Below are 12,383 nucleotides of genomic sequence, written 5' to 3' on the forward strand. Positions count from 1 at the left end.
AAACCTCATACTGTGCGTAATCCACATGATTTACCTCCTTTAGCAAAAGATGGTCGTGTTTTGCGGCCTCTGTATAACGGATGAAACATGGCCGGTTATCTTCCGAACGGATGATGGTGTGGCTTTGATACTCCCTTTTTTCTTTCCATTATCAGGGTTACGCCCTACGCCTTTCAGAATGTTCTTGAACAGCGTTATCGTGGTCGAATCCATGATGTAAAGCCGCTTCATATCCTGTTTACTCAAGCTGCCGTCCGCTAAACTACCGGAGTAACGTCGATAGGTATCATAATATACCCGGGCAAAGATATCGGGTGTACGACGGGCATCGGCCTCTGAAAGAGTGCTGCGCCGGACAACATAATCAAGGCCAAGGTGCCCGAGCCTATGTGCATTGGACAGCAGACCCAATACAGTCTCACGAATGGAGTTGTAGCCCTCGAAAGCAACAAACAACATCACAACAATATGTTTATAGCCGGTGAATCGCTTCACATACTTATCAGCTCCCAACTACTTGAAGGCCTTTGATATTTTTGACTTGTCCAATAAATTTAACAGCTGTGTAAAGATCGGCTGTCCGCTAAAATTTGTACCTTTGCCCATGTCGGTTATCTTTTTTGTTTTGCAACTATAAAGGTAAACCTTCCGGGGGAATTACCGAAAGGGGTTCTCCTTCATTTTAGCGTATATTTTTTGTCGGACACTATATAAACAATCACTCATCTGTCTTCTTTTTTGTAATTGGCTATCACATACTCAGACAATCCAAATGAGTGGCAAATTCACAAATTATGATTAATGTGATTTAAATCTCTATGGACGTATGGTTCAGATATGGAAATCACTTCAAAACTTCTTTTCCCAGCAATGTTCCCTGCAAAATGCGCTGCCCCATTCCGATGCCGTCACGCAGATTGCCGGCGATGTGCAATCCTTTGTATTGCTTTTCGAGTTTTTCTACGGTTCTAAATCGATCTTCCGACGATTTTTCGTATTGCGGAATGGCATATTTATGCCGAAAAATCCGAATTAAATCGGGTTCTTTGGTTGCCGGAAATTTCAATTTCTGATGAAATCCCTTCAGTACTTTATTCTCGATTTCGGAATCAGGCAATTCGGTAATGCCGATTTTTTTCATTCCTCCCATAAAAAACGAAAAAAGGGTTCCGTTTTCGGGACTTCTGTTCACAAAACAAGCCGAAGGGAACAAAATTCCCAAAAAATCTTCGTTGTCTTTCGAAGAAAACAATCCGCCGAAAGCGTTGAATTTCAATGGACGCGAATCTTTTACTCCGACGGCAACCTGCACAACCGGCGAATAGCGAAGATTGCTGATTTTTGACATATCGTCGGCATCGACAAATGGCAGCACCGATGGCAAAGCATACGAACCGATGGTAGTAATCACTTCTTTCGATTTGATTTCAACCGGTTGACCATTTTGAGTTCCTTTCACGACCCAGTAGCCGGTTTCGCTGTCGGGAACGATGGAAATATCGTCAGTGGAAAGAAACAGATTTTCTTTTCCGATAAAATTAGCCATTGCTTTAGGCAATTCTTCCATTCCGTTTTTGGTGGAAAAGATGGCAGAACTGCCGCTTGTCTTGGGCTTTTCTTTGGCTTTCTTTGCCAATGCGATGGAGCCGCGAATGAAGCTGCCATAGTTTTGTTCCAGCTCATAAAGTTTGGGCAATGCATGACGGGTTACGAGTGCATCGGCATCGCCGGCATAAATGCCCGAAAGAAAAGGATCGACTGCATAATCAACGAACGATTTTCCCAGTCGCCGCGATGCAAGCGAACCGACCGATTCGTCGGGATCGGTTCCTTTGGGGCGCCAAGGTTCGCCCAAGATGCGAAATTTGTCCGAAAGTGTAAAAAGCGGTGTGGTGATCCCACCCCACAACCCGCTTGGAAGATTATGAAATTTTCCGTTTTTCCAAATCCATCGGCTTTCGGCTTCTTTGGTAGCATATTCAATTTGGCATTGATCCGAAAGCAAATCGTAAAGGTTCATCAGTTCTTCGGACATTCCGGAACCGGTATTTGGGCCGGATTCGAAAGCAAATCCATCTTCGTGATAAGTGCGAACTTGTCCGCCGGAACGATCCGACTTCTCGAGAACCGCAAACGAAACGCCTCTTCTCTTCAGTGCCACGCCTGCCGAAAGTCCCGTGAGTCCGGCTCCGATGATGGTTACATCTTTTTCCATGTCTTGTTATATAGGTTTTGAAAACAATTTATTGCTGTTGATGAGCAGTTTGTCGAGCGATGCCGCCACATTACGAAGAAATGGCGAACCTTTTTCTTTCATTACAAGATGGTTTTCGTCGAAATCGATAATTCCGTCGGCGGCAAATTCCTGCATTTTCTGTTCGGAATAGGCTGTGGCAGCTTTTACTTCTGCTATCGTAAGATTTAATCGCGAGGCAATTTGCTGCCACTCGATTTGGTCGTTGCACATCAGGTCGGTAATCACTTCACGCGTAATTTGTTCGTCGTTGTTGAGTCGATAACCTTTTTTCACGGGAATGTGTCCGCTGTTTACCGTTTCGACGTATTCCGAAATTACTTTTGTGTTTTGAGCATAAGCTCCGGTCAGTTGACTGATGCCGGTAACGCCGAACGCATAAACCTGACCGGTGGTGCGACGTGTGCAATAGCCCTGAAAATTTCGACTCAGATTGTGCATTTGCCAAGCTTCGAAAAGTTCATCGCTTTCGCGGACAAAATGATCGAGGCCGATTTGTTTGTATCCGGCTTCGAGCAAAATTTTTTGAGCGGCATGATACATCTTGTCCTTTTCGTTTTCCGAAGGAAGACCGAATCTTTCCAGAAACTTTTGACGCGGGAAAAGCGAAGGCAAGTGGGCATACGAGAAAGTTACCAGACGGTCGGGGAAAAGGGGAACTGCTTTTTCGATCGTTTTCGAAAAACTGTCAGCTGTTTGCAAAGCCAACCCGTAAATGAAATCGAGATTGATGCGTATGCCTTTGCTACGAAGCAGTTCGAAAATCTGTTCGATGGGCAACAAAGTCGGTATCCGGTTTGAAGCTTTCAGAACATTATTGTCAAAATCCTGGATGCCGATGCTCATTCGGTTGAAGCCGGCATCGATCAGGCTTTGGAAATCTTTCTCTGTCAAATATCCGGCATGACATTCGATAGCAATTTCGGGATTTTCGATACAATCGAATTTGCCGAGAAGCGAGTCGTTGATCTTTCGAATCAAATTGAGATCGATGGAACTCGGAGATCCGCCTCCATAATGGATTTGAGCAATTTTTCTACTTTTGTCTATTTTGTCGCAAACCAATTCTATTTCTTTCAATACCGCTTCTACGTAAGCTTTTTCGTCGGCTTCGCCGGTGCGTGGATAGGAATTGCATCCGCAATAATAACACATTCGCTTGCAATAGGGGATGTGAATGTAAAACGAGATATGATGGGGCCGTTGAGAATTCGATTCTTCAATTGCCTGCAACAAATTCCTTTCCGCGAAATCGTCCCGAAAAAAGTTAGCCGGCGGATAACTTGTATATCGCGGTACAGGAACGTTATATTTTTCGAGGATATGCTGATTCATTTTAAAAATTCCTTTTCTACATCCAAAGTGTAAGGTCTTGTAAACAATACAAATATAAGCGAAATTGCAGCAATAACCAATTCCATGATAAACAAACCTTTAAATCCGAGCACATCGCCTACCTTGGCACTTACCAGTGTAATAATCATTGCACCCAAGTGTGTCAATACAATTTGAATGGTGAAGTCCGTACCTTCGCGCCCGTCGCGCACAATGTCCATCGCAGAGGTGTTGATGAGCGTCGATGCCATTCCATAGATAGACCAGACGAGTGCCACGCCGGTTAATATCAATCCATAACTCGGCTTTTCGTTTGAAATAAGCCAAATGAAATAAACGGCAGGAATGAGGATGAAAAACGCAATGATTTTTCGAGCTCTTTGTTTCCCTATTTTTCGAATAAAAATTCCTGAAACGAACGAGAAAAAGATTCCCGTGGAAACCCCGAAAATGCCTACCATTGCACCAATTTCCTTAATATTATATCCTTTATCGACCAAAAACGGACTGAGCGACGACAGGATGCCGATAAGTCCGGCATAAAACAAAACGAGAAAAACAATTTGTCGCCAAATCCCTTTTTGGGTGAAAAACAAAAGCATGTCTTTTGGCGAGGCTTTTTTCGTGTTTTTTCGTTCACGAAGTTGAATCTGTTTATTGATGACTAAAGGAATCAATGCAATCAGCACAAAAACGGCAACCCAAGGAAGCATCTTCGTCCAGCCCATTTGATGAAACAGCAGAAGCAGAAAACCCCCGCCAACCATGCTTCCGGTGAATGAGCCCATCGACTGAATGCTGTTCAGCAGACTGCTGTCTTTCCGTTCGAAAGCACGTGCTGCCATTGCATCGGTGGCAATGTCCTGTGTGGCGGAGGCAATGAATGCCAATAGGATGAGCAAAATAATGAGCGAAAAATCGGTTTGAATGTCGAGCATGGCTACCACAAAAATGATAGCGGCATACACGATTTCGGCACCCAATATCCATCGTTTGTATTGTCGTGTAGTGTCGGTGCGGGAATCAACCAGCGGCGACCACAAAAATTTCACGATCCAGGGCAGTTTGATGAGTTTGAGCAGGGCAATGGCAAAAAGCGAATAGTTACCTTGTCGCATCAACACGGGAAGTGCCGTCGCAAAAAAACTCATCGGAATGGATTGTGCGATGTAGAGCGAAAAAAAGGTGAAAAGATTGTATGTTGTGGTTCCCGATTTCGATTTCATTCCACAAAATTATAACGAATAGCTCAAACTTACTCCTGCCGTGAACGGTTTTCCCGGTTTTCCCAACTTTCGACCGGAACTTACGAAGTAATAACCTAAATATTTGGTATCGGTCATGTTTTTAGCCCACAATGTGAAATCGACTTTCCCTTTGTTCGTGCCCAAGCTGGCATCGAGTGTGCCATAAAACGGTTGTTTCGTTTCGTTATTCTCGCTCCAATAAATCTCTCCCATTCCCGTGTATCCGACATTGAACAAAATCTGATCCGAAATAGCCGATCGATAGGGGAAAATTTTTTCAAGATTTATCGAAAGGGTATGTTTTGGAATGAATGGAAGAAAATTTCCGGCATAATTGACGGTACTGTTGTAAACATAATCCTTGAAAGTGGCATGGGTATAGCCATAAGATGCACTCAAACTCAAATTCCGAATGGGATTGGCTCTCAAAGACAGTTCAGCACCTTTACTCACCGTATTGCCCGCATTGTGCACTTTCAGACCTTGTAAATCGAGCAATTGTTTGATCTGTTGATTCTTGATGTCAATGTAAAAGAGTGCGGCTTCAACAAAAAGTTTTTTTTCGAAAAAAGATGTTTTCGCTCCGATTTCATAATTCCAACTGGTTTCCGGCCCAAACGTACGTTCGTCCTCCGATTCGAAAACCGTATTGAATCCGCCTGTTTTGTATCCTTTGGCCACGGTTGCATACACTTGATTGTCACTGTTGAGCCAGTACTGCAGCGAAAATTTGGGTGTCCATTGCGTGAAAGTGAGCGGCGAATCGTATTGATTGTTGAGCTTTGTTTCGCTGCCTGTAACTTTGTTTTCAATAAAATCGGAATGGTCGTGTTCGTAATCGTAGCGAATTCCGGCAACAAAGTGCAGCTTGGGAGTGATTTGAAACTCCGATTGATGATAAACGGCAAAGCCACGACTGTAATCGTTGTAGCGTTTGACAAGTTTGTAAGGCGGTTTTGCCATGTTCATAAAGACATCCGTACTTCTGTCGATGTTGTGGTTGAATGCAAAAAGACCGAAATTCCAATTATACCGACTCTCATTCAAATTTTTAATGTTGATTTCTTCCGAAATCAATCGCTGTTTTTCGCCCTGAACGGCGTAATACAAATCTTTTGCCGAAGCATCCTGATCGACGTTATATTCATCATTCAGCAGTTGGAAAGAGGTTTGTGATCGCAACCAGAAAACGGAATTATGATAATCGATTTGCAATCCTGAATCATAAATTTTGCGATCGTAATAACTGTCGTGGTCGAGACTTACGCTGTCCACGTAATTTTTCACCGTATCCACGACGCCGTAGGCAAAAGCTCCCTGTCGGGTATATTCAAACCCATTAAGGAAACGCACGCTCAAACTATTTGTCGGCCTCCATTCAAGCCGAAGATTAAGCGTACCGGTGTTGAGTCGGTCGGCTTTTTCGTTTTTATAGGTATTTTCGATAAAACCGTCGTTATGATTGTAATTTCCGGAAACTCCATAAGCAAACTGTTCGTTGATTTTATCCAGATGCGAAAAAGCAATCATTGCATCGTTGTAGCTGCCGTAGCGAAGTTTGATGGTCGTTCCCTGACGAACAAAAGGCGAGGTCGTGTTTACCAAAATAATTCCTCCCATCGCATTTCGTCCGTAAAGTGTCCCTTGCGGTCCTCTCAAAAATGTAATATTGTCGATTTCGGCAAGATTGATGTCGAACGACGATTTTTCGAAATGCGGAACGCCATCCACATACATGGCCACCGCCGGTGTGTTGATCAGCGAACCAATGCCGCGTATAAACACAGATGATGTCAATCGCGTATCGCGATTGACCATGATGAAATTTGGAATCGTAGCCGAAAAATCTTTCATGTCAACGATTTGTCGGCGTTCCATTGTTTTGGCATTCATCGAGGTGGCAGCCACCGGCACAGCCCAGGTTTTATTAGGCAGTTTGAAACTCGAAACGACAATACTGTCGAGGGTGTATTGACGAAGCGTGTCCAAATCTTCCGCATTCGAGCGAAATGTCAAAACCTGTAGGAGGACTATAAACAGCGACAATCGTCTGAAGATTGTTAATGGAATGTTGTTTTGTTTCATTTTTCGATCTGTTATCATGGGAAAGCTACAAACTTTCGACTATTTCGACTGCAAAGAAATAGAATAAAGTGGTGCAAATCAATCACTAATTGTAGTGATTTTTTTAATATGCTTCGCAAATTTGTTTTATCGAGCTCGTTGCATTATCGGCATTTTTATTTTTTATCCTATTTAGCTTTTATTAATAAGAATCAGTCTAAATTAGAATGAACAAATAAAATCTTGATTCGTTATATATTTACGAAAGCAGAAACAAAAAAAATAATTTTATAAATATGAAAATTAATCACAGCTATTGGGTTCTTTTGATCGCTTCCATCTTACTGATCGGGAGAAGTGATTTAGTGAAAGCTCAAAATTCAGAAATCAATTCATCTAAAAACAAAAAAACTATGACATTCGAAAAAGTAGCATTACCTTACGCAACCGACGCATTGGAGCCGGTTATCAGCAAACAAACCATCGAACTCCACTACGGCAAGCATCATCAGGCCTACGTGGACAATCTGAATAAATTTATAGTCGGAACAAAGTTTGAAAATTCCGATCTTGAAACCATTGTAAAAGAAAGCGATGGAGCTATCTTCAACAATGCAGGACAGGTGTTGAATCACAACCTCTATTTTACTTCTTTCTCACCCAAAGGTGGAGGCGAACCTAAAGGGAAACTTGCCGAAGCTATCAATGCACAATTCGGCTCGTTCGAAAAATTCAAAGAAGATTTCACTGCAGCCGGAGTCGCCTTGTTCGGTTCGGGATGGGTTTGGTTGGCTAAAGACGCAGATGGCAAACTTTCAATCGACAGCGAAAGCAATGCCGGTAATCCCGTTCGAAAAGGATTAACTCCAATTCTGGGATTCGATGTATGGGAACACTCTTATTATCTCGATTATCAGAATCGTCGTGCCGACCACCTGAAAGAACTGTGGAAGATTGTTGACTGGGACGTTGTAAGCCAACGTTATTAATTGAAAGCAGTCATTTCCGGCAAACCTGAACATTTTTTTAGTGACAGGGAAAGGAGCGAAAATCATCAAATTCGCTCCTTTTTTTATTTCAGCATAATGCCACAAAGCATTCGGCCACAATGCACACTCTGGCGGCGTGCCGAGAAAAACAGATCGGGATTTTCGTATGTGCAAAGATCCGCTTTCTCGATATGTTGGAGGAGAATTCCCATACGGAGTAGTTCGAGACGATTAATTTCTTTCAAATCGATGTGCATTTTTCCGGTAATCTCATTTTTGATGGAAGCCGACGATAAATCGAAACCTTGTTGACGAAAAATTTCCACCACCTCATCCCCCACTTCGTAATGTTGCATGCAAATGGCAGGGCCGATGGCTGCAACAACATCAGAAGCCGAAGACGAATATTGCTCTTGCATAAAGCGAATCGTTTTCTCCACCATTCGATCGCTTGTCCCTCGCCAACCGGCATGAACAGCAGCAACAACACCTTTAGCTCGATCATATAGCAAAATGGGAACACAGTCGGCTACGGTTACGCACAAAAAAAAGTTTTTCAGCTGCGTCACGGTTGCATCTACGCCATACAGAATTTCGTTTTTTTGCGAGAGAGGCAACGACAAAAAATGCTCATCGATAGCCAAAATACGGCTGCCGTGAGTTTGGTGCGGAACGATAAAGACCGAAGGGTTCATGTACCACATTCGAGCCAGAATGGTCAGATTCTCGAAAATGGACACCGGATCGTCATCGGAATAATTTCCCAGATTAAGCGATGAAAATTCCCCTTTGCTTACGCCACCGCTTCGCGTAGTAAAAAAATGTTCGATTCCGGGTTCAGCACTCAGCAAATCGAATTGCAACAAAGTCGGATATTCGGGATGTGGATGCATATAGGGAATCTAAAAATCTTCTTCGAAATAATCCGTATCATCCTCATCGTCTTCGCTCTCGTCATATAAGTCGTCATCGAACTCATCGGAAACATCTTCTTCGTCTTCATCAAAATGAAGAGACCTGACATCGAGCTTTCGATGGACAATCGAATCTCGAGAAACAGAAAATTGACTCACCATATCATCAGCATTAAGCTCTCGCCAAAGCAAATCTTTGAGTGCCGAAATTCCGTAACCGGTGACGGATGAAATAAAAACGTAGGGAATATCGGCCGGCAACGAAAACGACATTTCGTGAATCAGTTCGTCATCGAGCATATCCGATTTGGAAATGGCAAGAACCCGACGCTTATCAAGCAATTCGGGATTATATTGAGTGAGCTCGTTGAGCAAAACTTCGTATTCTTTTTTAATATCGTCCGCGTCGGCAGGAATCACGAAAAGCAACAACGAATTTCGTTCGATATGGCGAAGGAATCGCAATCCCAATCCCTTTCCTTCGCTTGCACCTTCGATGATGCCCGGAATATCGGCCATCACAAAAGATTTTCCGTCTCGATACGAAACGATTCCCAAGTTGGGTTCGAGTGTGGTAAAAGGATAATTGGCAATTTTGGGCTTGGCAGCCGAAACCACCGAAAGCAATGTGGATTTGCCGGCATTCGGAAATCCGACCAAACCGACATCAGCCAGCACTTTCAATTCGAGAATAACCCATCGTTCCTGATACGGTTCGCCGGGCTGTGCGTAACGTGGCGCCTGATTGGTGGCACTTTTGAAATGCGTATTGCCTAATCCCCCACGACCGCCTTTCAGCAAAACAACTTCCTGCCCGTCATCGGTGATATCGCAGAGGTATTCGCCGGTGAGAGCATCGTAAGCAACTGTTCCACAAGGCACATCGATTACCCTGCTTTCACCTTTCCTGCCTGTTCGTTGACTGCGAGCCCCGTTTTCGCCATGTTCGGCAAAAATATGTCGTTCGTATTTCAGATGAAGCAAAGTCCAATAATTGCGATTACCGCGCAGAATGACGCTTCCGCCATCACCTCCATCGCCACCGTCGGGGCCCCCTTTGGGGATGTACTTTTCGCGCCGGAAATGAGCAGATCCGCGCCCGCCTTTTCCTGAACGGCAAAAAATCTTGACATAGTCAACAAAATTGGTTTCGGCCATGATTATATTATTGGGCAAATGAATCAATCACTTTCTCCATCGCGGCAAAGATATCGTCGATGGAGCCTTCGCCGTATATTTCGTGCAATTTACCCTGCCGGCGATAAAATTCTTTCAATGGAGCTGTCTGGTCGTAATAAACCTTCAGCCGCGATTCTATCGTTTCGCGATTGTCGTCGCTTCTTCCCGATATTTCGCCACGTTTCAGCAAACGTTCAACGAGTTCTTCGTCTTTAACCTCCAAACTGAGAACAAGCGAAATGGACTGACCGTTTTTTTCGAGCATTTCGTCGAGCGCTTTCCCCTGCTCCAAGGTTCGAGGGAAGCCATCGAATATGAACCCCTCGACATCGGAATTTTTCTTGATCAGTTCGTCCAACATTCCGATAACAACCTCATCCGGAACAAGCTGCCCCTTCGACATATAGGATTCGGCCATTTGGCCAAGCGGCGAGTTTGCCTTTATTTCTGCCCTCAACAAATCTCCGGTCGAAACATGTTTCAATCCGTACTTTTCGATTAGCTTAGCGCTTTGTGTACCTTTCCCCGATCCGGGCGCCCCAAAAATAACAATGTTCAGCATATATTTAATATTTTGATAAATAAGCATAAGGAACTGCAAAGATACGAGTTTTGTAGCGTATAGCGAAGTTTTAAGGACGCATACCCCGTCAAATTTTTGTATTTTTCATATTTTGAACCAAATAGCGTCCTAAGCGATTTTAAAATTAGAAGAATGATTGAGTTGGCAATCGTCAAAGGAAAAAGAAAGTATGGAACTTGTCCGTTCTGTCATTTAATTTTATGTCGTGGTACGCTTGCCGCAAACGTTCCGAGGATATCTGAAGTCCTGCAAAGCAGGATTTGGGATAGAGATACGTCTTTTGTTAGGCGACGCTGCAATTACCTGTTTTCTTTTGGCCTTATCCATGGTCGGAATAGAGGATGTTTAGTCTTTATGCCATATACCGGAAGTAGTTTTTGGGCAATGAGCTCCCTATTTATGAGAAAGATCACAAAAAATACAATCTGAACAAGATACTGATTAATACCAAATCCCACTACAATACCTCCGATGTCTCCCCCATAGATAAAAGGACCAATGGAGAGATTCAATGCATCCACCAGCAAAAAAAGTACAATCAGCCAGTAGCCTAACGAACCAAAAAAGGAACTTTGTAAACGTGCTATCTTCACTCTAAACAAGAACATTGAATAGCCCAACACAATCGTAATGAAGTTGCTCATTCCTGAAATAAAACCCCACTTGATGCCTTGCCTTTCAGCTACAGGAGTTTTGAATATAACTTCCAATCCGTAGGGATGAACCTGAAATGCCTCATACTCTTCAAATGCCATTGCCATAAGAGCGTGAGTACCCTCATGAATAATGGCAAAGATAATTATCGCTAATATGACGGTCAAATATTTCCTCATTGTCAATCATTTCCTCCTAATTTGCCATTGTCGACTAACGGTTACGTATATGTGTCGTAAGGAATTGAGTGGTAGTTTCTTGTCAAACCGCTTTGTAGTTTGAGCGGGATACAACGCTTGAATACCCACTGAAACCCTTATGGCATATAACCTTTAATATAAAATCCTATGTTCCCGTAAATTAAGTAATCGTTAATTTGCTTGTTCAAGCAATTCGGTTACAATCATATCTATAACTACTAAGGTTCATAAAGAAAGAAAGTAAGTTGTTGAGGAGAACTTGAATCTCTTTCCGGCTTCAAATGTATTATTTTATTTTTAAGTTCAAAAGGATTTTTTGTAAATTTCAAATCCACATATTCAACACTTTTAACTTTACGAAGTTTATGAACTTTTCTCGATTCCGAGAGGCTGGTCTGTTTTTTACCAATTTGGCAAAACCAGTAACTCAAAAATCATTCGAGATGCTTAAATTTCTTCTTACTTTTTTACCTATTTCGGACACTCTTGGTTTTGAACTTATAGATGCGATTCGACGTTAATAGCGTAACGATTAAATTAACCAACTAAATGCATTCGCGATGAAAAAAGAAGAATTTAAAAACAAGGCTCAGAGTGTGCTGGACGAACTATCGAGCAGAATCGACGAAATGGAAACAAGAGCAAACGAGATTGCCGACGATGCCAAGGAGGAATATTACAAACAACTCGATAACCTGAAAGAGTTGAAATCGCAACTATCCACCAAGTTGGATGAATTCGACAAAATTGCCGACAGCAAATGGGACGTCGTGAAAGAAAGTGCCGGAGAATTCTTTAATTCCGTGTCATCGGCCTGGAAAGAAAGTTATGCAAAAATTGTAGATGCTTTCAAAAAGAAAGAGCACGATTAACAGGCGCAATTATTTCATCTTCGAAAAAACACAACAAGGGATATCCGTTTTTTGTAAGCTCCACCTACTTTTCGCATCGTACTTGGCTCGAA

Annotated in this window: 11 protein-coding genes; 2 read left to right on the top strand and 9 right to left on the bottom strand. The window is 42.8% G+C overall.

Going from position 1 to position 12,383, the window contains the following annotated elements; genetic code table 11:
* Window positions 1-39: 39 nt before the first annotated feature.
* The 5 genes from EJN84_RS12370 to EJN84_RS07650 form a co-directional block, all read right to left on the bottom strand.
* Window positions 40-513 (bottom strand): DUF4372 domain-containing protein, encoded by a 474-nt coding sequence (locus EJN84_RS12370; protein ID WP_262707349.1) that lies wholly within the window; start codon window positions 511-513, stop codon window positions 40-42.
* 331 nt (window positions 514-844) lie between these two features.
* Window positions 845-2,215 carry a protoporphyrinogen oxidase gene (gene hemG / locus EJN84_RS07635; protein ID WP_129594866.1) on the bottom strand — a complete coding sequence of 457 codons (1,371 nt, stop codon included), beginning with the start codon at window positions 2,213-2,215 and terminating at the stop codon, window positions 845-847.
* 6 nt (window positions 2,216-2,221) lie between these two features.
* Window positions 2,222-3,589, bottom strand: a complete 1,368-nt coding sequence (hemN, locus tag EJN84_RS07640; RefSeq protein WP_129594867.1) for an oxygen-independent coproporphyrinogen III oxidase — start codon at window positions 3,587-3,589, stop codon at window positions 2,222-2,224.
* Window positions 3,586-4,815 (bottom strand): MFS transporter, encoded by a 1,230-nt coding sequence (locus tag EJN84_RS07645; protein ID WP_129594868.1) that lies wholly within the window; start codon window positions 4,813-4,815, stop codon window positions 3,586-3,588. Before EJN84_RS07645 ends, hemN begins: the two co-directional genes overlap by 4 nt.
* A gap of 9 nt (window positions 4,816-4,824) precedes the next feature.
* On the bottom strand, window positions 4,825-6,921 hold the full coding sequence (locus EJN84_RS07650) for a TonB-dependent receptor (RefSeq protein ID WP_165004164.1): 2,097 nt from the start codon (window positions 6,919-6,921) through the stop codon (window positions 4,825-4,827).
* Window positions 6,922-7,313: 392 nt separating this feature from the next.
* On the opposite strand from EJN84_RS07650, the gene EJN84_RS07655 reads away from it, so the two are divergent.
* Window positions 7,314-7,889, top strand: a complete 576-nt coding sequence (locus tag EJN84_RS07655; RefSeq protein WP_101486611.1) for a superoxide dismutase — start codon at window positions 7,314-7,316, stop codon at window positions 7,887-7,889.
* A gap of 83 nt (window positions 7,890-7,972) precedes the next feature.
* On the opposite strand, the gene pgeF is transcribed toward EJN84_RS07655, so the two are convergent.
* The 4 genes from pgeF to EJN84_RS07675 form a co-directional block, all read right to left on the bottom strand.
* The gene (pgeF, locus tag EJN84_RS07660; protein WP_129594870.1) at window positions 7,973-8,782 is read right to left on the bottom strand and encodes a peptidoglycan editing factor PgeF; all 810 of its coding nucleotides are present in this window, start codon (window positions 8,780-8,782) and stop codon (window positions 7,973-7,975) included.
* Window positions 8,783-8,791: 9 nt separating this feature from the next.
* On the bottom strand, window positions 8,792-9,961 hold the full coding sequence (obgE, locus tag EJN84_RS07665; RefSeq protein ID WP_129594871.1) for a GTPase ObgE: 1,170 nt from the start codon (window positions 9,959-9,961) through the stop codon (window positions 8,792-8,794).
* A 7-nt stretch (window positions 9,962-9,968) separates the two neighbouring features.
* Window positions 9,969-10,544 (bottom strand): adenylate kinase, encoded by a 576-nt coding sequence (locus EJN84_RS07670; RefSeq protein WP_129594872.1) that lies wholly within the window; start codon window positions 10,542-10,544, stop codon window positions 9,969-9,971.
* 320 nt (window positions 10,545-10,864) lie between these two features.
* The gene (locus tag EJN84_RS07675; RefSeq protein WP_129594873.1) at window positions 10,865-11,398 is read right to left on the bottom strand and encodes a hypothetical protein; all 534 of its coding nucleotides are present in this window, start codon (window positions 11,396-11,398) and stop codon (window positions 10,865-10,867) included.
* Window positions 11,399-11,979: 581 nt separating this feature from the next.
* Here EJN84_RS07675 and EJN84_RS07680 point away from each other — a divergent pair.
* The gene (locus EJN84_RS07680; protein WP_129594874.1) at window positions 11,980-12,291 is read left to right on the top strand and encodes a sll1863 family stress response protein; all 312 of its coding nucleotides are present in this window, start codon (window positions 11,980-11,982) and stop codon (window positions 12,289-12,291) included.
* The last annotated feature ends 92 nt before the right edge of the window (window positions 12,292-12,383 follow it).

Origin of the sequence: Seramator thermalis (assembly GCF_004138125.1) — a bacterium.
GTDB lineage: Bacteria > Bacteroidota > Bacteroidia > Bacteroidales > Dysgonomonadaceae > Seramator > Seramator thermalis.

Excerpts from the sequence above, each read along its gene's own strand:
- hemG (WP_129594866.1), bottom strand. The coding sequence starts at position 2,215 with ATGGAAAAAGATGTAACCATCATCGGAGCCGGACTCACGGGACTTTCG.
- pgeF (WP_129594870.1), bottom strand. The coding sequence starts at position 8,782 with ATGCATCCACATCCCGAATATCCGACTTTGTTGCAATTCGATTTGCTG.
- EJN84_RS07680 (WP_129594874.1), top strand. The coding sequence starts at position 11,980 with ATGAAAAAAGAAGAATTTAAAAACAAGGCTCAGAGTGTGCTGGACGAA.
- EJN84_RS07670 (WP_129594872.1), bottom strand. The coding sequence starts at position 10,544 with ATGCTGAACATTGTTATTTTTGGGGCGCCCGGATCGGGGAAAGGTACA.
- hemN (WP_129594867.1), bottom strand. The coding sequence starts at position 3,589 with ATGAATCAGCATATCCTCGAAAAATATAACGTTCCTGTACCGCGATAT.
- EJN84_RS07675 (WP_129594873.1), bottom strand. The coding sequence starts at position 11,398 with ATGAGGAAATATTTGACCGTCATATTAGCGATAATTATCTTTGCCATT.
- EJN84_RS07645 (WP_129594868.1), bottom strand. The coding sequence starts at position 4,815 with ATGAAATCGAAATCGGGAACCACAACATACAATCTTTTCACCTTTTTT.
- EJN84_RS07650 (WP_165004164.1), bottom strand. The coding sequence starts at position 6,921 with ATGAAACAAAACAACATTCCATTAACAATCTTCAGACGATTGTCGCTG.
- obgE (WP_129594871.1), bottom strand. The coding sequence starts at position 9,961 with ATGGCCGAAACCAATTTTGTTGACTATGTCAAGATTTTTTGCCGTTCA.
- EJN84_RS07655 (WP_101486611.1), top strand. The coding sequence starts at position 7,314 with ATGACATTCGAAAAAGTAGCATTACCTTACGCAACCGACGCATTGGAG.